The sequence below is a fragment of the Streptomyces sp. NPDC051907 genome (genome assembly GCF_040681075.1).
GTDB lineage: Bacteria > Actinomycetota > Actinomycetes > Streptomycetales > Streptomycetaceae > Streptomyces.
Genome location: NZ_JBFAYB010000079.1, coordinates 25,320 through 44,032 on the forward strand (window position 1 = coordinate 25,320; position 18,713 = coordinate 44,032).

Consider the following 18,713-nt stretch of genomic DNA (forward strand, 5'->3'; position numbering starts at 1 on the left):
GCCTATCCCTTCTCGAGGTCCACCCGGGGCAGTGCGCGCTCCAGCCACCGCGGCAGCCACCAGGCGTGGCGGCCCATCAGCTGCATGGCGGCGGGCACGATCAGACAGCGGACCACCACGGCGTCGATGAAGATGGCGACGGCCAGTCCGAAGCCGAACTGACGCAGCATCCGGTCGTCGCTCATGATGAACGAGCCGAAGACGACGATCATGATGGCGCCCGCCGCGGTGATGACCCCTCCGGTGCGGGCCAGGCCCTCCCGCACGGCGTGGGCGTGGTCGCCGGAGGCGGCCCACTCCTCGCGCATACGGGAGATCAGGAAGATCTCGTAGTCCATCGACAGGCCGAAGACGATGGCGAAGATCATGATGGGCAGGAACGCCTCGATCGGCCCGGCCTCGGCGCCGAACCGGCCGTCCTGGAAGACCAGGGCGACCGCGCCCAGCGCGGCGCCGATGCTCAGCAGGTTGAGCAGCGCCGCCTTCAGCGGGATGAGCACCGACCGGAAGACGGCCATCAGCAGCAGCACGGAGAGCCCGACCACGATGGCGACGAACAGCGCCATCCTGGAGGCGACCTTGTCCGAGTAGTCCACGGTCGCCGCGGTCGCGCCGCCGACCAGGTACTGCGCGCCGGTCCGGTCCGCCACCCGCGGCAGCACGTCGTCGCGCAGCCGCTCCAGCAGCTCGGTGGTCCGCTCGTCCTGGGGCGCCGTGGTGGGGTACGCGATGAGGGTGGCGGCGGCCTTGTCCTCGGTGGGGATCGGGCCGGTGACGCCGGCGACTCCCGGCACGCCGCCGAGCTCCTTGGCCAGCGCGGCCGCCGCCTGCTCCGACTTTCCGCCGGCGTCGGCCACCACGACCAGCGGGCCGTTGAAGCCGGGGCCGAAGCCGTCCGCCAGCAGGTCGTAGGCGCGCCTGCTGGTGGTCTCGGCCGGCTCGTTGCCGGCGTCGGCGAGGCCGAGCCGCATGTCGAGCGCGGGCAGCGCGAGCGCTCCCAGCGCCAGCACCGACACCAGCAGGGCGGCGATGGGACGCCGCTGCACGGCGCCGCCCCAGCGGCGCCAGGCCGCGCCCTCGTCGGCGCCGCCTCGCGCGGCCCGCTTCGCGGCCCGGGCGGTGAACTGCCGCGCGAACCGCTTGCCGAACACCGCCAGCAGGGCGGGCAGCAGGGTCAGCGACGCCACCATCGTGATCAGGACGGTCAGACTGACCGAGATCGCGGTGCCGCGCAGCGCGCCCAGCCCCAGGGCGACCAGGCCGAGCAGCGCGATGATGACGGTGCAGCCGGCGAAGAAGACCGTCCGGCCCGCGACGTCGAGCGCGCGGCGCGCCGCCGTGTCGGGCGCCGCGCCCTTCACCAGCTCGGCCCGGTACCTGGCGAAGATCAGCAGGGCGTAGTCGATGCCGACGCCGAGGCCGACGAGCATCATCACGTACGGCGTGAAGCTGGCGATGGTGAAGACGTTGGAGGCCAGGACGATCACGCCGAGGGTCGAGCCGACCGCGAACACGGCCGTGATGATCGGGAGTCCGGCGGCGATGACGGTGCCGAACATGAACACGAGGATGACCAGCGCGGCGAGGATGCCCGCGCCCTCGGCGGCGCCGCCGCCCGGCGCGGCGAGCTCGCGCGCCGCCTCGCCGCCCAGCTCGACGCCGAGCGTCGTCGACTGGACCGTGCGGGCGGTGTCGAGGATGCGCTGCGTGTCCTCGACGGGCGTCTCCTCGGCCGTGCGCTTCAGGTCGACGGTCGCGAAGCCGATCGTGCCGTCCTTGGAGATCGCGCTCTGGTCGTCGTAGAGACTGCGCACCTGGGCGACGCCGGGCAGCTTGGACACCTTGTCCAGCATCGCGTCCACGCTGCGCTCGGTCTCGGGCGAGCGCAGCGTGGAGTCGCTGTGCAGCACGATCTCCAGGGTGCCGCCGGCCTGCGCGGGCGCGTGCTCGCGCAGCAGCTCGACGGCGCGCTGGGACTCGGTGCCGGGCAGCGTGTAGTCGTCGCGGTAGCTCTCGCCCATGGACGACGCGCCGGCCCAGACGCCGACGAGCACGACGACCCACAGGGCCAGCGCGGCCCATCTGTGCCGTCCGGCGAGGCCCGCCATGCGGGCGAAGACGCCGGCCCGCTCTGGGGGCTCGGCGGAAACGGTCTCCAGTTTCTCTGGTGGCCTCACGGTCACGGAGCCCTCCTCACGAAAATAGGGGGTCTATGAACCCGCGTCCGGCTCGCCCGGGACTACAGCGGCGGTCAAGCGCGGCCTCAAGCGAGCGTGTAGAGGGCGGCGCCATGGTGTCCGGGCGTCGCCGGATCGCGCGCACGGCACGCGCGGGCGGGGGCGACGGGACGAGGAGCGTTCGGTGACGTGTGCTCGTACGCTGCTGCTTTGCCTCGCGAGCGGGCGGCGGCTGCGCCTGGATCCGCGCCCAGGGCGGCGGCCGCCGTCGGCGCCAGAGAAGCTACGGCGACAGGTGGACGGGGTGCTGCGTCAGATGGACGAGGCCGACTCGGCCGCCGGGGTCGGACGCCGGCCCAGTCGCCCGCGGGCCGGGGAGCCCTCGGGCGGGCCGGCGGCGCCGCGGAGGGCTGTACGACCGCGTCCGATACGGCTGTCTCGCCGAAGCGGGCGTCCGATCCCCCTCCGCGTCGCCGACCGCTCCATGTACCACTGCCATCGGCTGCGCCACGAGGACCGGGGAATGACGGGCCAGTTCACCGTCGTCGAGACCGGTACCGAGGACAGCGCGCCGAAGAAGATCGCCGGCGGCGGGGGGCACCGCTCCTAGCCCGGCGTCCGACCACTGGAGGAGACCCATGGGCACGCCCCCTCGCACCGCGCTGGTGACCGGAGCCAATCGCGGCATCGGTCTGGCCGTGGCGACGCTGCTCCACGCGCACGGCCACCGGGTCGTGCTCGCCGCCCGCGACGAGGACGGCGCCCACAAGGCCGCCGCCGCGCTGGGCGAGGACGCCGTGGGCGTCGCGCTCGACGTCGCCGACCCGGACTCCGTCGAACGGGGTCTGCGCGAGGCCGGCGAGGTGGACGTCCTCGTCAACAACGCGGGCGTCCAGCTGGACTGGGGCGCCAGCCCCACCGGCGTCGACCTCGAGCTGGTCCGGCGCACCCTCGAGGTCAACCTCCTCGGCTCCTGGCGCGTGTCCCAGGCCGTCGTGCCCGCGATGGTGCGGCGCGGCTGGGGGCGGGTGGTCAACGTCTCCAGCGGGACCGGGTCGTTCGCCTTCGGCATCGCCGAGATGTGCCCGGCGTACTCGGTCTCCAAGGTGTCGCTGAACGCGCTCACCGTGATGCTGGCCAAGGAGACGGCCGGCACGGGCGTCCTCGTCAACGCCATCAACCCGGGCATGGTGCGGACCCGGATGCGGCCCGACGCGGAGCAGAGCGCCGAGTCGGCCGCCGAGCACATCGTGCGCGCGGCCACCTTGCCGGACGACGGTCCCTCGGGGGTGTTCCTGCGCCGCGACGCGGTCGTCGACTGGTGAGGCGCCCCGGCGAACACGGCTCAGGCCCGGTCCCCCTCGAATCCGCGGAGGGGGGCCGGGCCTGAGCCGTGGGAGCCGTGGCTCATCTGGTGTCGAGGAACGACGTGTCGTGCTTGCCGGCCCGGAAGGCGGGGTCGGCGAGCACCTCCCGCAGCAGCGGAATGGTGGTGTGCACGCCGGGCCCGGCGATGCGGAACTCCGCCAGCGCCCGGTCCATCCGGTCCAGCGCCGCGTCCCGCTCCGGCGCCCAGGTGATCACCTTCGCGAGCAGGGAGTCGTACTGCGAGGGCACCCGCCAGCCCGCGTACCCATGGGTGTCGACCCGGACGAAGGGCCCGCCCGGCGGGGTGAACTCCTCCAGCGTGCCGGGGCAGGGCGCGAAGTTGCGCGCCGGGTCCTCGGCGTTGACCCGGCACTCGACGGCCGCGCCGCGCGGCGCCAGGTCCTCCTGGGCGTAGCCGAGCGTCTCGCCGGCGGCGACGCGGATCTGCTCGCGTACGAGGTCGACGCCGAAGACCGCCTCGGTCACCGGATGCTCCACCTGGATACGGCAGTTCATCTCCATGAAGGAGAACCCCTCGTCGTGGACGAGGAACTCGAACGTGCCGGCGCCGGTGTAGCCGACCGCCCGCGCGCCCCGGACCGCGGCGCGCGCCATGGCCGCCGTGAGCTCCTTGTGCAGACCGGGCCCCGGGCTCTCCTCGATCAGCTTCTGGTGCCGGCGCTGCACGGAGCAGTCCCGCTCGCCCAGGTGCAGCACGGTGCCATGGCCGTCCGCGAGGACCTGCACCTCGATATGGCGTGCGCTGTCGCAGAACCGCTCCAGATAGACGCGGTTGTCGCCGAAGACGGCCTGCGCCGTCGCCCTCGTCTGCCGGTAGGCGGGCAGCAGCTCGCTCTGGTGGCGTACGACGGTCATGCCCCGGCCGCCGCCGCCCGCCGCCGCCTTGATGATCAGCGGGAACCCGATGCGGGCCGCCAGATCGGTCGCCTCGGCGGCGCTGTCGACGGTGCCCGGGCTGCCGGGCAGCACCGGCAGTCCGGCGTCGGTCATCAGCTCCCTGGCGACGGCCTTGTCGCCGAGCCGCGCCAGGACCTCGGGGCGGGGGCCGATGAAGACCAGGCCGTTGTCGGCGCAGATCTCGGCGAAGTCGGGGTCCTCGGAGAGGAAGCCGTAGCCGGGGTGTACGGCGTCCGCCCCGGTCCGCAGCGCCGCCTCGACGACCGCGGGCGCGGAGAGGTAGCTCTTGCGCGGCATGCCGGGGCCGATCTGCACGGCGGCGTCGGCCGCGCGCACATGGGCGCTGTCCTTGTCGACGGTGGAGTGCACCGCGACGGTGCGGATGCCCATCTCCTTGCAGGTCCTGATCACCCGCAGGGCGATCTCGCCGCGGTTGGCGACCAGGACGGTCTCGATGGCCACGGTCACTCCTCCCCGGCCCGGCCCGGCTCCTCGGCGTCGAGGAGCACCACCGGCTGTCCGTACTCCACCGGGCTGCCGTCGGCGACCAGCACCTCGACCACCCGGCCCGCCCTGGTCGCCTCGAGCGGATTCATCAGCTTCATCGCCTCGACGATGCCGAGCTGCTGGCCCACCTCGACCCGGTCGCCGGGCCGGACGAACGGCGGCGCGCCGGGCGAGGGCGCGAGGTAGAAAGTGCCCACGAGCGGCGCGCACTCGTGGTACCCGTCGACCGACTCCTCCTCGGGCTCGGGCGCCGCGGCCGCCTCGCGGGCCGCGGGCGACCGGCCCTCCTCCCACTCCACCTCGATGCTGGCCGCGCCCAGGCTGACCCGCACCCGGCGCGGATGGCTGGCCCCCACCCGTACGACGTCCGCGATGGAGCGGCAGATGTCGGTGAGGGCGAGGGCGCTGGTGTCGTAGTCCAGACCGGCGAGCGGGTCGTCGGTCCCTCGGCTGCCGAGGCTCTCCTTGGTCACTTCGCTCATCGGTATCTCTCCGTAGAACCTGCGGTTGCCGTTGCGGCCGCCGTCGCCGTTGCCGTTGCGGCTGCCGATGCCGTTGTGGCCGATCACGGCCGCGTTCCCAGCTCGTGGTCGTGGGCCAGGCCGAAGGCGCGGAAGCGCCGGCGGCGGGCGGCCGGCGACGCGGTGGCGGCGCGCAGCTCGCGCAGCGCCACGACCGCGGCGCGGCGCACGGCGTCGCTCATCGCCGTGGTGTCGGTGTGCCCGCCGCCCTCGGGCTCGGGGATCACGCCGTCGACCACGCCGAGGCGGAGCAACGAGGCCGCGTCCAGGGCGAGTTCGTCCGCCGCCACCGCGGCCTCCGCCGCGTTCTTCCAGAGGATCGCCGCACAGCCCTCGGGGCTGATCACCGAGTAGGTGGCGTTGGCGCACATCAGCACCCGGTCGGCGACGCCGAGAGCGAGCGCCCCGCCGCTGCCGCCCTCGCCGGTGACCACGGCGACCACCGGCACGGGCAGCGAGCCCATCAGCCGCAGGTTCTCGGCGATGGCGTTGGACTGGCCCTTCTCCTCGGCGGTGAGGCCGGGGTACGCGCCGGGGGTGTCGATCAGCGTCACCACCGGGATGCCCAGCTTGGCGGCGAGCCGCATCAGCCGGGCGGTCTTGCGGTATCCGGCGGGCGAGGGCATCCCGAAGTTGCGGCTGACCAGCTCGGCGGTGGTGTGGCCCTTCTGATGGCCGATCACCATGACGGGCAGTCCGTCGAGGCGGCCGATGCCGCCGACGACCGCCGGGCACTCCTCGCCGGCCCGGTCGCCGTGGAGCTCGACGAAGCCGTCGAGCCAGTAGCCGATGTGCTCGAGCGCGGTGGGCCGGCCGGCCTCGCGGGAGAGCTGGACGCATTCCCAGGCCGGCAGCTGGTCCAGCAGCTGGCTGTCGCGGACGACGGGGTCGCTCTCGCCGCCGCCCCAGTCGGGCCCGGGGACCTCGGCCACGGCGAGCAGCCGGCTGAGCCGGGCGCGCAGCTCGGTGCGCGGCCACACGTCGTCCACCAGGCCGTGCTCCAGCAGGAACTCGGCGGTCTGGAAGCCCTCCGGGAGCTGCTGTCCGATGGTCTGCTCGATGACCCGGGGCCCGGCGAAGCCCATCCTCGCGCCGGGCTCGGCGACCACCACGTCGGAGAGCGTCGCGAACGAGGCGGCGACCCCGCCGTAGGTGGGATCGGTGACCAGCGTGACGGTGAGCAGACCGGCCTCGTCGAGCTCGGCGAGCGCGTTGCTCGTCTTGGCCATCTGCATCAGGGAGAGCGCGCCCTCCTGCATCCGCGCTCCGCCGGACGCGGTGACGATCAGCAGCGGGGAGCGGTCGGCGAGCGCGGTCTCGGCCGCCGTGGTGATCGCCTCTCCGGCGGCCACGCCCAGGCTGCCGCCGAAGAAGCGGAAGTCCATGACGGCGGCGACCAGCGGCCGCCCCTCGATGCGCCCGCGGACCACCAGGACGGCGTCCTGCTGCCCGGTGCGGGCCCTCGCCTGCTGGAGCCGCTCCGCGTACGGCTGCTGGTCCACGAAGTCCAGCGGGTTGATCTGGGTGGGCCGCACGGGCACCGATTCGGCGCTGCTCGCGTCGAAGAGCTGCTCGATGCGGCTGGGTGCGTCGAGCCTGGCGTGCGCCCCGCACTCCGGGCAGACCCGCAGCAGGCGCGCGTAGCGCTTGCCGTAGACCAGGGAGCGGCAGCCGGAGCAGGAGACCCAGGCCGCCTGCTCGCCGGCGGTGGCGTTGGCCGTGGCGTTGCCGACGGGGTGAACCGTGGTGGTCATCTGTGCATGCCCTTCAGTAGGCCGCCTCTACCTCGTAGATGCCGAACGGCACGGCGAGCCGGGTGTCGCGGTAGGGGCGCAGGGGCGCCGTGTCCTCGCGGTGCTCGGCGCTCTCCTCCCAGCGCCGGAATGCGGCCAGGTCGGCCCAGCGGCTCACGACGACGAGCGCGGTCGGGTCCAGCGGGGAGCGCAGGAGCTCGTTGCCGAGCATCCCCTCCACTCCCGCCAGCCTCTTGCTGACCAGGTGGTACGCCTGGCGCACCGCCTCCAGCTGCTCGTCGTCGTGGGCCGCCTGGTAGACCAGGACCCGGACCTCACGCGCCATGCGAGGACGCCTTGCCCTCGATGTGCGCGACCACGCGCATGGTGTTGAACGAGCCCTTGCCGCGGTAGGGGTGGAGCCGTTCGCGGTGGGCGAGGTGGGCGTCGCTGGTCTCGAAGTCGCGGAAGCCCTTCTCGTCGACCCAGTCGCTGACGATGAAGTAGACGCTCTCCTCGTCGTTGTCCTTCGACAGCCACTGGCCCAGACACGCGGGGTGGCCGGTGACCGCCTCGGTGCTGCCGCGCCATGCCTTCTCGAAGTCCGACTCCAGGCCGGGGTTGATCTCCATCCGCAGCAGGACCCGGAAGGCGCCCTCGCTCCGCGTGCTCTTGCCGTTGGTCATCAGGAGATCCCTCCGTCGACGCCGATGGTGGACCCGGTGACGTACCGGGACAGGTCGCTGGCGAGCCAGAGGATCGCGCCGGCGACCTCTTCGGGGGTGCCGAGGCGCCCCAGCGCGGTCTTGGCGCTGTACCGCTCGATCATCACCTGCTGCTGCTCGGCGGGCATCTTGCGCAGGTTCTCGGTCTCGATGACGCCGAGCGCGACGACGTTGAAGCGGATTCCCTTGGCCCCGAACTCCTTGGCCAGGGACCGGTTCAGGCCGACGAGCGCCGCCTTGGTGGTGGTGTAGTGGGAGCGCAGGGGTATGCCGGCCTCGACGGCCTTGGAGCCGATGCTGACCACCGAGGAGCCCCGGCGCAGCAGCGGCAGCGCGTTCTGGATCACCAGATGGGTTCCGGTGATGTTGGTGTCGATGATCCGCCGCCACTCCTCGAAGCGCAGCTCCGCGTACGGGATGTGGCTGATCGCGCCCGCGTTGTTGACCACCAGGTCGAGCCGGCCGAAGTGCTCCTTGGCCTGCGCGATCAGGGCCGCGACCTCGGCGGGGTCGGAGACGTCCGCCTTGACGACGTGGTGGTTGCCGCCGGTCTCCTTGAGCTCCTTCTCCAGCGAGGCGACGGCGTCGCTGGAGTTCTGATAGCAGGTCAGGACGTCGACGCCGGACTGGGCCAGCGCCCGTACGATGCCCCGGCCGACCCCTCGGGTGCCGCCGGTGACCAGGGCTTTCCTGCCCTTGAGATCGAGATCCATGAAGTTCCTCCGTCGATACGTCGATGCGTCGATGCGTGGGCGCCTCGGGCTGCGAAGCGGCCGCGAGGGTTCAAAACAGCAGGAGTCAGAGCAGCAGGGGTCAGAGCAGCGGGGGCTCAGAGCAGCAGGGCGAGGGCGGCGCAGTTGGCGAGCAGCGCGAGCAGGGTGAGCACGCTGCGCCGCTGGTTCCACGCGCCCCAGTCCCACCGCGGGTCGTTCTTCTCGAAGTCCTCGGGCAGGTTGTCCGGGTCGAGGGTCTGCACCCACTTGTTGACCGGGACGTTCTTGGTGAGCGAGATCGTCACGGTCGCCAGCGCCAGCACGGCGCCGACGACGAACAGTGCGCGGACCGCCTGGTCCGGCGCGATCACGGCCAGGACGACGTCGCCGATCAGCGTCCCGAGCAGGCACAGCGGCATCGCCGGGTCGTACCGGGTGGCGAAGAACGCGTGCGCGTGCACATAGCGGTCGGCGGGCAGCGCCGCGAGCAGCGGCCAGCCGCCGAGCTGGGTGCCGAAGAGCACGCCGGCCGCCAGCCCGTTGACGAGGACGACCAGGGGGACCAGATAGGCGATCAACTGACTCCTCCTAGCCCGCCGTGGTCCGGCGAGCGGCCTCGGCCTCGACCTTCTGCTTGATGAGGTTCATCTGGATGCCGGTGTTGCGGTTGAGGTGCTCGGTCATGCCGGCGTCGGAGGCAGGGGCCTCGGGCTTCATATGGAAGTCCTGCACCCAGCGCATCCGCACGCCCTCGTCCTCCTGGACGTACTCCCAGTACAGGCGCATGAACTCGAAGGGACCGGTCTCCACCCGGTAGGCGTGGACCGTCCGTGTGCGCGGGTCGGGGGTGCGCCGGGAGACCCAGCTCCACACGTTGCCGTCCTCGTCGGGGTGCATGGTGAGCCGGAAGGTGATCTCCCGGCCCTCCTCCTCGAGCACCTCCACGGAGGCGTACTCGCTGAAGAGCTGCGGCCAGGACTTCAGATCGTTGGTCATGTCCCAGACCAGGTCCATCGGCGCGTCGATCACGATGCTGTTGTCGGTGTGTCCAGCCATGGCGGTCTCCTGCTTGTCGTCTGTGGGTCGCGGCCGTCAGTCCGCCCGGCCGAGGACGAGCGCGGCGTTGAAGCCGCCGTGTCCGCGGGCGAGGACCAGCGCGGTGCGCAGCTCCTGGTGGCGCGGCTCGCCGAGCACCAGGTCGATCTCGTGTCCGGGTGCGGGCGCGGCCGGTCCCACGGTGTGCGGGATCACCTGGTCGCGCAGGCTGAGCAGCGCCGTGGCGACGTCGAGGGGCGCGCCCCCGCCGTACAGCCGGCCGGTCAGCGTCTTGGGCGCGGTGACGGGGACGCCGCCGGGACCGAAGACGTCGGCGAGCGCCCGGGCCTCGGCGAGGTCGGCCGCGGGCACGCCGAGCGCGTCGGCGAACACCACGTCCACGGCGGCGGGTTCGAGCTCCGCGTCGGCGAGGGCCGCCTCGACGGTGCGGCGCAGCGACGGCGGGCGCTCGGATCCCGGCGGCGGGTCGAAGCCGGCCGCGTAGCCGAGGACCCGGCCGTAGATCCGCTGGGCGCCGCGGGCCCTGGCGGCCTCGGCGCTCTCCACGATGAGCATCGCGCCGCCCTCGCCGGGCAGATAGCCCGTGGCCTCCGCGTCGAAGGGCAGATAGGCGCGGGCGGGGTCCTGCACGGTGGACAGGGCGCCCGTGGACAGCTGCGCGGTCAGGCCGTACGGGCACAGCGACGCGTCGGTCCCGCCGGTGACGACGAGCCGGGAGCCGGTGCGGATCAGCCGCCGGGCCTGGCCGATGGCGTCGAGCCCGCCGGCCTGCTCGCAGCAGATCACTCCGCAGGGGCCGCGCAGCCCGTGCCGGATGGAGACCTGTCCGGTGGTGGCGGCGTAGAACCAGGCGATGGACTGGTAGGCGCCGACCCACTCGGAGTTGTGCTGGTACAGGTTCTCCATCTCGTGCTGGCCGAACTCGGTGCCGCCCGAGGAGCTGGAGGTCACCACGGCCAGTTCGTACTCGGGCAGCTCGGCCGGGTTGACCTCGGCGTCGGCGATGGCGGCCTCGGCGGCGGACAGGCCCAGATGCGTCCAGCGGTCGGTCTGCTGGATCAGCCGGCTGGGCACCTGCTCCTTGGCGACGAAGTCCGGGACCTCGCCCGCGAGCCGCACCGGGTAGCCGGACGGGTCGAAGCGGGTGATCCGGCCGATCGCGCGATGGCCGCCGAGGACGGCGGACCAGTGGGCCTCGGCGCTCAGCCCGGTCGGCGCGACGACGCCGAGACCGGTGATGACCGGGGCCTGTGCGGTGGCAGCGCTCACCGTCAGCTCCTCCCGTACTCGACCGCGCCGGGCCTGGCGAGCAGCATGGCGCTCTGGAAGCCGCCGAAGCCGCTGCCGACGCTGAGCACCACGTCCATCCGGTGCTCCCGGGCGGTGAGCGGCACATAGTCCAGATCGCACTCCGGGTCGGAGGTGCGCAGATTGGCGGTGGGCGGGACCACCTGGCGGTCCAGCGCCAGGGCGCAGGCCGCGACCTCGATGGAGCCGATCGCGCCCAGCGAGTGGCCGACCATCGACTTGATCGAGCTGACCGGCACCTTGTAGGCGTGGGCGCCGAGCGTCCGCTTGAACGCGGCGGTCTCGTGCCGGTCGTTCTGCTTGGTGCCCGAGCCGTGGGCGTTGATGTAGTCGACGGAGGAGGGGGCGAGGCGGGCCCGGTCGAGGGCCACCTTGATCGCCTCGGCCATCTCGCGTCCGTTGGCCTTCAGCCCGGTCATATGGAAGGCGTTGCTGCGGCCGGCGAAGCCGACGAGCTCGCCGTAGACGTGGGCGCCGCGGGCCTCGGCGGCGCTCTTCTCCTCGAGCACCAGCACCGCCGACCCCTCGGCGAGCACGAATCCGTCGCGGTCCTGGTCGAACGGGCGCGAGGCGTGCTCGGGGTCGTCGTTGTTGGGCGAGGTGGCCTTGATGGCGTCGAAGCAGGCGGAGGTGATCGGGGAGAGCGGGGCGTCGGTCGCGCCGGTCAGCACGACGTCGGCGGTGCCCTCCTCGATGAGCTGCGCGCCGTGTCCGATGGAGTCGAGACCCGAGGTGCAGCCGGTGGAGATCAGGGCGACGGGTCCTTCCGCGCCGACCTCCCAGGCGACCTCGACGGCCAGGGTGCTGGGCACCATGTAGCCGTACAGATGCGGCACTCCGTAGGTGTGGTCCACCAGCCAGTGCTTGCCGGCGTCGCTGAGCAGGACGTACTCCTCCTCCAGCCCCATGGTGCAGCCGACGGCGCTGCCGATGCTGACGCCGATGCGCTCGGGCGGGGTGTTCGCGAAGTCCAGCCCGCTGTCCTGGACCGCCTCCCGCGCGCTGACCACCGCGAACTGCGCGGCCCGGTCCATGCGGCGGATCTGGCGCGGGTCAAGCCCCTGCGCCGCCGGGTCGAAGTCCGCCTCGGCCGCCACCTGCGAGCGGAAGCCCGCCGGGTCGAAGAGCGTGATCCGGCGGGTCGCGGTGCGCCCCGCGGAGAGCAGCTCCCAGAAGGCCTCTCTGCCCACCCCGCCCGGCGCCACGACACCGATGCCGGTGACGACGGCCCTGCGGCTCACTGGGCACCGCCCACCTGGGGGTTGGACTCCTGCGGCCGCTGGACCTTCTCGGTGTCCACATGCCCGAGCTCGGGGCGCGGTGCGAGCGGCGAGAGGTGGAAGGCGGCGTTCGCCGTCTCGGCGCCGGTGTTCAGCAGCCGGTGGCGTACGCCGATCGGCACGAGCAGCGAGTCGCCCGGCCCCAGCGTGATCGGCTGCCCGTCCATCGTCATCTCCAGCTGTCCGGAGACGACGTGCAGAAACTCCTCGGAATACGGGTGGTAGTGCTCGGTGACGAAGTCGCCCGGCTCCAGGGTCAGCACACCGCCGAATCCGGAAGTGCACCCCACAGTCCTGGGGCTGAGCGTCGTCCGGATGTCGCCGCCGCGCCGGGTGTTGGCCTCGACGTCGTCAGCGTGCACCCGCACGGTGCGCGTGATCTCGGTGGTCACTGCCCGCCTCCTCAACGACCTGGTCCGTCCAGTGGCCCGAACCGTCCCAGCCGTTCCTAAAGACCCGCTCGAAGCGGCGTCGACGTGCCTGCCCCGGCCCCCTGGTGTACCGGCGCTCGAGCCCGGGGCGAGCGCGCTGGTCCCCCATGATCTGGCAGGAGTTCGCCCACCGAGGGGAGTCGGACCATGCCGTTCGCGGCCATCACGTATGACATCAAGGCGGGCTTCGAGAAGGAGATCACCGAGATCTTCACGAGCTTCCGCAGGGTCGGCTCCCCCGTCGTCAAGGGCGACGGCGGCGAGGAGACCGCGCGGATCCTCGCCACCGCCGTCTTCATCCGCGACGACACGATGGTCCGCGTCATCGAGTACGAGGGGGACCTCAAGGCCATCGCCCGGCACATGGCGACGCAGCCGGGCGTGCGCGAGGTCGAGGAGAGGCTCGCCCCCTATCTGACGCGGCCCCGTGCGACGGACACCGTCGAGGGCTTCATCGCCACCTTCGAACGGTCCCTGCTCACCTGCATGGCGCAGATGTCTGTTCGCGACGCGCCGGCGCGCGACGCGAACTGAGCACGAACTGAGGGAGATTGAGTTGCTGAACCGCAGAAGTCTGCTCAAGGCGGGCACGGCGGCCGGTGTTCTGGCCGCTGTGCCCGCCGGTCTCGTTCTGGGCACGAGCCCCAAGCGCGCGGCCGCCGCCGCGACCGCCTCGTTCACGGTCCCGCTGAGGGTGCCGCAGCCGCTGAAGCCCACGCGGATGGCCGCGTACGACGTCTACCGGCTGACCACCCGGGAGGCGGACGTGGCGATCGTCCCGGGGACGACCACCCGGGTGCGCTCCTTCAACGGGACGCTGAGCCCGCTGATCGTCGCACGACGCGGCCGTCCGGTGGTCATCGAGCAGGCGAACGCCCTGGACGTGCCCTTCTCCATGCATCTGCACGGCGGTCATGTCCCGGCCCACTCCGACGGGCATCCGAACAACGAGGTGACGCCCGGCCGCAGCCGGCTGTTCCACTATCCCAACACCCAGCTCGGCTCGACGATGTGGCTGCACGACCACTCGCACCACTCGCACGCCGAGAACATCTACCGCGGCGCGGCTACCACCTATCTGCTCTCCGACCCGGCCGAGGACCGGCTCCCTCTCCCCAAGGGGCAGTACGACGTCGTCCTTCAGCTGCGCGACGCGAAGCTGGCGGAGGACGGCGCGCTCGTCTACGACCTGAACGGCTTCAACGACCGGCCGACGTTCCTGGTGAACGGCTCGCCCAGGCCGTACTTCGAGGTCGCCGCCCGCAAGTACCGCCTCCGGCTGGTCAACACCTCGCAGGAGCGGGCCTTCGTGCTGCGGCTGGGCGAGGGCGACGAGTTCACGCACATCGCCACCGACGGGGGGCTGCTGCCGGCGCCGGTGGCGAGCCGGGTCCTGCAGCTGTGGCCGGCCGAGCGGCAGGAGATCGTCGTCGACTTCTCCAGGTACCCGGTCGGCTCGAAGATCGGGCTCCAGACGATGCAGACGTACCCGGGCGAGACGCCGGAGGTGATGCGCTTCGACGTGGTGCGCACGGCGGAGGACCCCAGCAGCGTGCCGGCGGTGCTGCGGCCGGCTGAGGACCTGGGCACGCCCACGGTGGAGCGGCAGTTCGCCATGGCCTTCGACCAGGCGAACAACCAGCACACCATCAACGGGAAGGCCTTCGACGTGAACCGCGTCGACTTCCGGCCCAAGCTGGGCACGACGGAGATCTGGACGATCGAGAACAAGGACGCGGCGTTCGGCATCCCGCACTCGCTCCACCCGCACCTGGACCACTTCCAGATCGTGGACCGCAACGGCAAGCCGGTGGGGCCGAGCGAAGCGGGGATGAAGGACACCATCACGGTGCGGGCGGGCGAGAACGCCCGTATAAAGATCAAGTTCACCGAGTACAGCGGGATGTACATGTTCCACTGTCATCTCATGGGCCATCTGACGATGGGGATGATGGGCCAGATGGAGATGGTCCGCTAGCGGGTCCGCTCATCGCTCCACACATGCTCGGCTCCACACATGCTCACGGCCGCGGGGACCCAGGGTCTCCGCGGCCGTGCCGGTCGTCCGGGCGGGCTTCAAGAGCGGCCTCGGGCGCTACGTACGGGTTCACACGAGCGCCCGCGCAAAGACCGCCGCGGCGGTCGCCGTGTCAGATCACGGTGACCGCCGCGGCGTTGAGCGCGAGAGCGGCGACGGCGAGCAGTGTGCGCAGCAGATGCCAGCGGCGCCACAGCGGGCGCGGGTCCTGCCAGTCCGCCGGCAGGTCGTTCGGGTCCTCGACGGCTTTGACCCTGCGGTTGATCGGAACGTTGCACAGATGCGAGACGGCGGACACCCCCAGCAGCAGCACCGCGGCCGCCGCGAACAGCAGCTGCGCGGCGCCGTCGTCGGCGATGACGGCGAGCGCCGCGGCCAGCAGCGTGGAGGTGAGGACCACGACGGGCATGGTCGGGTCCCAGTTGCGGCCCAGCAGTTTGTGCGCGTACACGTAGACGCCCGTCTCCATGGCGAAGAGCGCCGGAAGGACGCTCAGCGCCACGGCGAAGAGCACCCCCGCGGTGACACCGCTGCCGAGGAGAACGGCTATCCCCAGCACCTCCGTCATGGCGCTCAGGCCCCGTGCGGGTGGGTGTCGACGGTCAGCTGGGCGATGGAGCGCATCGTGGCGTTGCGGAAGTACGCGGCGAAGCCGGCCGGGGAGGAGGTGTCCCGCTCCTCGGCGAGATACGGCTGGAGCTTCTCCTCCAGGGCGTGGACGCCCTTCTGCGTGGCCATATGGCGTCCGATGGCGGCGAAGTCGCCCTCGTAGTGGATGACGCGCACCATCACGTCGTCCTTGATGAACACCCCGGTGCCGAGCAGTCGGCCGGCGGCCGCGCCGTCGTCGCCCTTGAAGTCGGGGGTGTCCACCCGGCTGAACTCGGCGAAGATCTTGGCGATCTCGTCCTCGTGCCCGGGCTTGACCCGGTAGGTGATCGCTGCGTAGGGCATCAGATTCCTCCATCGACGGTGATCGTGGCGCCGGAGACGTAGCGGGAGGCGTCGCCCGCCAGGAAGAGCACGGCGCCGGCGACGTCCTCGGGGCGGCCGAGCCGGCCCAGGGCCGTCATCGCGGCGATCCGCTCGCGCAGCTGCGGCGGCAGCTCTCCCCCGGTCTCGGGCTCGGTGACGCCCGGGGACACGGTGTTGACCCGGATGCCGCGCGGCCCGAGCTCCTTGCACAGCGCCCGTCCGAAGCCGACGAGGGCCGCTTTGGACGCGGAGTAGTGGGCACTGAACGGGCGGCCGCGCAGGGCGACCGAGGAGCCGATGTTGACGATGGACGCGCCCTCCTCGAGGAGTTCGAGGACGGCCTGGGTGACCAGGTAGGCGGAGGTCACATTGTGGTCGAACAGCCGCTGCCACTCGGCCGCGTCCAGGTCGCCGAGTTTCGCGTGGCCGTCGATGCCGACGTTGTTCACCAGCGCGTCGAGCCCGCCGAGCTGCTCCTGGCAGACCTCGGCGAGCTTCTTGGCGCCGTCGGCGGTGGTGACGTCGGCGCGTACGGTCAGATGCCCGGGACCCAGCTCGGCCAGCTCCCGCGCGAGCGACTCGGCGGCCTCACCGTCCCTGCTGTGTCCCGCCACCACCCGGGCGCCGGACCGGGCGAAGGCCACAGCCGTCGCCCGTCCGATGCCTCGGGTGCCTCCGGTGACGAGGACCCGTTTGCCGGCCAGGCCGGAGGTGACGGCGTCCTGCGCGCTCATGCCGCCTCAGGGAGGCTGGCGTTGATCATCTTGAGCAGGATGCGGGGGGTCTCGGCCTCGACGACCGCGTCGTCGGACAGGTCGACGCCGCGCTCGCGCTTGATGACGCCGGTCACCTGGAGCAGGGCCAGGGAGTCATAGCCGAGATCGATGAAGGGAACGTCCAGCACCGCCTCGCTGTCGAGGTCGACGCCCTCGGACTCGCCTGCGCATTCGCGGAGCTTGCCGGCAAGCTCCACCAGGGTGAACTCGCTCACTGGATCCGTCCTCCCTCGTTGGTCCAGACATAGAAGGCCTGCGCCATGGCGTCCTTGGGCTCGCGCCAGTTGGGGTCGTACGGCGATACGCACTCGGCGAGGCGGGTGTTGATGTCGTCGTAGAGGGGGTGGCTGCGAGCCTGGTACAGGCGCGGGCTGATGTCCTCGTCGGCTTCGACGAGGTGGAAGTAGAGATCGTGGAAGGTGAACAGCGACCGCCGCGTCACACCGATCATGTGGGGCAGCTCGCTCGAGTCGGACTCCTCGAAGATCTTGGCGATGTCGCCGGCCTTGCCCGGCTCCATCCGAGCCACTATGAGCGTCCGGTGTGCCACCGTCGGCCTCCTTCGTGGAATGTGCTGGGAAGCCCTGCAGTTGGCGGGCCTTCGCAAACCGTGACAGGCAACGCTGGAGCACCGCTCGATCCGCCGTCCAACACCGGCGGCGGGGCGAGGAAGGCGTCGAGGTCCAGGGTGCGGCGGCGCAGCACGCCCGGGCTGCGCCAGGCCACGTCCTCGCGCAGGGGGCGGCTGCGGTCGTGGAAGTACACGGCGTCCAGACCGCCGCCGGGGGCGGTGGCGAGCATCGGGTTGGCGACCAGGAAGTCGCGTGCGGCGGGGGTGTCGCGGGCCACGTGCAGCCAGATGCCCAGGTGCCGTACGGGGGTGGGGGCGGGCACGATCTCGGCGTTCAGCCGCATCTTGTACTGGACGACGGGGCGGGCGAGGTAGGGCGCTCCGCCGGACAGGTCGACGGCCTCCACGCCGTGGCGCCAGGCCCAGTCGAAGACGAAGTACTCGGCGGCGATCAGCGCGCCCGCCCTGCGCAGGGCGGGGTCGGCGTCGAGGACTCCGGTGAGCCGGAAGCGCAGGGTCCTGCGGCGGGCGTCCCAGCGGCACAGCGCCCCGGCGATGCGCTGACCGGCGGGGCCGCCGGCCCGTACGAAGAACAGATGCCCCTGGCGCAGCAGGCACTCCCGCATCACGGTGGGGCTCTCGCTGACGGCGTAGGGGCCGTAGCGGTCGCGCACGGTGGGCAGCAGCATCCGGCGGTGGAAGAAGTCCAGGTCCTCGTCGGTCCCGGCGTGCTCCAGGCTCCAGCCGTCGACGCGCTGGTTGCGCCGGAAGCGGTCGAGGTTGCGGCGGCTGCGGCCGGCCAGCACGGTCGTCAGGTCGCCGCGTATCGGCACGATCTGGTGGACCCTGGCGGGCAGCAGCAGCGACCGGGCGCGCGGCAGGGCGGCCAGACGGCGCCGGGAGGCGGCGACCATGACCAGCTCGGGCGCCTCGGCCGCGGGCTCGCCGGGGCTGCCGCGGTGGCACTCGATCTGGGCGAGGAGCCCTTTGCCGATCTCGTACGGGCCGGTGTACGAGGCGGTCGGCGCGCCGTCCGCGCCGGCGGCGAGGACGGCGCGGCGCGGCAGGGCGGCCCGCAGCTCGCCCTCGTACAGGCGGCGCAGCCGGGCGACGGCGGGTTCGGCGCTGTGCCGCCAGCCGTAGTCGGCGCGGGCGCGCAGCGTGCGGATCATCGGGGACTCCCATCCGGGGCGGTCAGGACGAGGGAGGAGTTGTTTCCGGCGAAGCCGAAGCTGTTGACGAGGGCGCTGCGGGGGGCGTCGGGCTGGGCGCGGGGCGAGGTGAGCAGGGCGAGGGAGCGGGCTGCGGCCTCGGGCGCTCGCAGGCCGGGGGTGCCGGGGGCGGTGCCGGTGCGCAGATAGCCCAGTGCCGCGGCGACGCCGGGTGCGGAGGAGGCGTGCATGAGGTGGCCGACGCCGCCTTTGTGTCCGCTGACGGGCACGCCGACCCAGCCGCGGGGCGCCCCGACGGCGTGCAGGGCGGCGAGTTCGACGGTGTCGCCCTGGAGGGTGCCGGTGGCATGCCGAACCCGGCCTTCCGGGGGCTCTCGGCCGCACCGGACCAGCCCGTGAATGGCCCAGTGAACCAGAGGGAAATGGCCTGCGCCGTGGGCCACT

The 18,713-nt window shown here is 72.2% G+C and carries 22 protein-coding genes and 1 pseudogene; 4 read left to right on the forward strand and 19 right to left on the reverse strand.

The window, feature by feature from the left end; all coding sequences use genetic code 11:
• Positions 1-2: 2 nt before the first annotated feature.
• Positions 3-2,108 (reverse strand): MMPL family transporter, encoded by a 2,106-nt coding sequence (locus AB0M39_RS31055; RefSeq protein ID WP_365369599.1) that lies wholly within the window; start codon positions 2,106-2,108, stop codon positions 3-5.
• Positions 2,109-2,661: 553 nt separating this feature from the next.
• On the opposite strand from AB0M39_RS31055, the gene AB0M39_RS31060 reads away from it, so the two are divergent.
• Together AB0M39_RS31060 and AB0M39_RS31065 are read left to right on the forward strand one after the other, a co-directional pair.
• The gene (locus tag AB0M39_RS31060) at positions 2,662-2,787 is read left to right on the forward strand and encodes a multicopper oxidase domain-containing protein (RefSeq protein ID WP_365369557.1); all 126 of its coding nucleotides are present in this window, start codon (positions 2,662-2,664) and stop codon (positions 2,785-2,787) included.
• 28 nt (positions 2,788-2,815) lie between these two features.
• The gene (locus tag AB0M39_RS31065) at positions 2,816-3,502 is read left to right on the forward strand and encodes an SDR family NAD(P)-dependent oxidoreductase (protein ID WP_365369559.1); all 687 of its coding nucleotides are present in this window, start codon (positions 2,816-2,818) and stop codon (positions 3,500-3,502) included.
• A gap of 82 nt (positions 3,503-3,584) precedes the next feature.
• On the opposite strand, the gene accC is transcribed toward AB0M39_RS31065, so the two are convergent.
• The 11 genes from accC to AB0M39_RS31120 all read right to left on the reverse strand — a co-directional run bounded on the left by accC (position 3,585) and on the right by AB0M39_RS31120 (position 12,698).
• Positions 3,585-4,925, reverse strand: coding sequence for an acetyl-CoA carboxylase biotin carboxylase subunit (gene accC / locus AB0M39_RS31070; RefSeq protein WP_365369561.1), 1,341 nt, complete (start codon positions 4,923-4,925; stop codon positions 3,585-3,587).
• A gap of 2 nt (positions 4,926-4,927) precedes the next feature.
• Entirely contained in the window at positions 4,928-5,539 is a 612-nt protein-coding gene (locus AB0M39_RS31075; RefSeq protein ID WP_365369563.1) for a biotin/lipoyl-containing protein, read from the reverse strand.
• The gene (gene accD / locus AB0M39_RS31080) at positions 5,536-7,245 is read right to left on the reverse strand and encodes an acetyl-CoA carboxylase, carboxyltransferase subunit beta (protein WP_365369565.1); all 1,710 of its coding nucleotides are present in this window, start codon (positions 7,243-7,245) and stop codon (positions 5,536-5,538) included. The genes AB0M39_RS31075 and accD overlap by 4 nt, the downstream gene beginning before the upstream one ends.
• Positions 7,246-7,258: 13 nt before the next feature.
• Positions 7,259-7,570, reverse strand: coding sequence for an antibiotic biosynthesis monooxygenase family protein (locus AB0M39_RS31085; RefSeq protein WP_365369567.1), 312 nt, complete (start codon positions 7,568-7,570; stop codon positions 7,259-7,261).
• Positions 7,560-7,910 carry an antibiotic biosynthesis monooxygenase family protein gene (locus AB0M39_RS31090; RefSeq protein ID WP_365369569.1) on the reverse strand — a complete coding sequence of 117 codons (351 nt, stop codon included), beginning with the start codon at positions 7,908-7,910 and terminating at the stop codon, positions 7,560-7,562. Before AB0M39_RS31090 ends, AB0M39_RS31085 begins: the two co-directional genes overlap by 11 nt.
• On the reverse strand, positions 7,910-8,662 hold the full coding sequence (locus AB0M39_RS31095) for an SDR family NAD(P)-dependent oxidoreductase (protein ID WP_365369571.1): 753 nt from the start codon (positions 8,660-8,662) through the stop codon (positions 7,910-7,912). Before AB0M39_RS31095 ends, AB0M39_RS31090 begins: the two co-directional genes overlap by 1 nt.
• 116 nt (positions 8,663-8,778) lie before the next feature.
• Positions 8,779-9,240: a DUF1772 domain-containing protein gene (locus AB0M39_RS31100; protein ID WP_365369573.1), complete on the reverse strand. Its 462-nt coding sequence runs from the start codon at positions 9,238-9,240 to the stop codon at positions 8,779-8,781.
• Between the two features lie 10 nt (positions 9,241-9,250).
• A complete protein-coding gene (locus tag AB0M39_RS31105; protein ID WP_365369575.1) occupies positions 9,251-9,718 on the reverse strand; it encodes an SRPBCC family protein in 468 nt (155 codons plus the stop codon).
• 36 nt (positions 9,719-9,754) lie between these two features.
• Positions 9,755-10,987, reverse strand: a complete 1,233-nt coding sequence (locus AB0M39_RS31110) for a ketosynthase chain-length factor (RefSeq protein ID WP_365369577.1) — start codon at positions 10,985-10,987, stop codon at positions 9,755-9,757.
• A gap of 2 nt (positions 10,988-10,989) precedes the next feature.
• A complete protein-coding gene (locus AB0M39_RS31115) occupies positions 10,990-12,267 on the reverse strand; it encodes a beta-ketoacyl-[acyl-carrier-protein] synthase family protein (RefSeq protein ID WP_365369579.1) in 1,278 nt (425 codons plus the stop codon).
• Positions 12,264-12,698 (reverse strand): cupin domain-containing protein, encoded by a 435-nt coding sequence (locus tag AB0M39_RS31120; RefSeq protein ID WP_365369581.1) that lies wholly within the window; start codon positions 12,696-12,698, stop codon positions 12,264-12,266. Before AB0M39_RS31120 ends, AB0M39_RS31115 begins: the two co-directional genes overlap by 4 nt.
• Positions 12,699-12,884: 186 nt before the next feature.
• On the opposite strand from AB0M39_RS31120, the gene AB0M39_RS31125 reads away from it, so the two are divergent.
• Together AB0M39_RS31125 and AB0M39_RS31130 are read left to right on the forward strand one after the other, a co-directional pair.
• The gene (locus tag AB0M39_RS31125) at positions 12,885-13,271 is read left to right on the forward strand and encodes a SchA/CurD-like domain-containing protein (RefSeq protein ID WP_365369583.1); all 387 of its coding nucleotides are present in this window, start codon (positions 12,885-12,887) and stop codon (positions 13,269-13,271) included.
• A 22-nt stretch (positions 13,272-13,293) separates the two neighbouring features.
• Entirely contained in the window at positions 13,294-14,715 is a 1,422-nt protein-coding gene (locus tag AB0M39_RS31130; RefSeq protein ID WP_365369585.1) for a multicopper oxidase domain-containing protein, read from the forward strand.
• A gap of 172 nt (positions 14,716-14,887) precedes the next feature.
• Here the strand turns inward: AB0M39_RS31130 and AB0M39_RS31135 are convergent, their stop codons facing one another.
• The 7 genes and pseudogenes from AB0M39_RS31135 to AB0M39_RS31165 form a co-directional block, all read right to left on the reverse strand.
• The gene (locus AB0M39_RS31135; protein ID WP_365369587.1) at positions 14,888-15,343 is read right to left on the reverse strand and encodes an anthrone oxygenase family protein; all 456 of its coding nucleotides are present in this window, start codon (positions 15,341-15,343) and stop codon (positions 14,888-14,890) included.
• Between the two features lie 5 nt (positions 15,344-15,348).
• A complete protein-coding gene (locus AB0M39_RS31140) occupies positions 15,349-15,729 on the reverse strand; it encodes a SchA/CurD-like domain-containing protein (RefSeq protein ID WP_365369589.1) in 381 nt (126 codons plus the stop codon).
• A complete protein-coding gene (locus AB0M39_RS31145) occupies positions 15,729-16,484 on the reverse strand; it encodes an SDR family oxidoreductase (protein ID WP_365369591.1) in 756 nt (251 codons plus the stop codon). Before AB0M39_RS31145 ends, AB0M39_RS31140 begins: the two co-directional genes overlap by 1 nt.
• Complete coding sequence (locus tag AB0M39_RS31150; protein WP_365369593.1) at positions 16,481-16,741, reverse strand: acyl carrier protein; 261 nt, start codon at positions 16,739-16,741, stop codon at positions 16,481-16,483. The genes AB0M39_RS31145 and AB0M39_RS31150 overlap by 4 nt, the downstream gene beginning before the upstream one ends.
• Entirely contained in the window at positions 16,738-17,076 is a 339-nt protein-coding gene (locus tag AB0M39_RS31155; RefSeq protein WP_365369595.1) for a TcmI family type II polyketide cyclase, read from the reverse strand. The genes AB0M39_RS31150 and AB0M39_RS31155 overlap by 4 nt, the downstream gene beginning before the upstream one ends.
• Positions 17,055-18,269 (reverse strand): GNAT family N-acetyltransferase, encoded by a 1,215-nt coding sequence (locus AB0M39_RS31160; RefSeq protein ID WP_365369597.1) that lies wholly within the window; start codon positions 18,267-18,269, stop codon positions 17,055-17,057. The genes AB0M39_RS31155 and AB0M39_RS31160 overlap by 22 nt, the downstream gene beginning before the upstream one ends.
• Positions 18,266-18,713, reverse strand: a pseudogene (locus AB0M39_RS31165) (hypothetical protein); the annotation flags it as partial. The gene AB0M39_RS31160 and the pseudogene AB0M39_RS31165, both read right to left, overlap by 4 nt.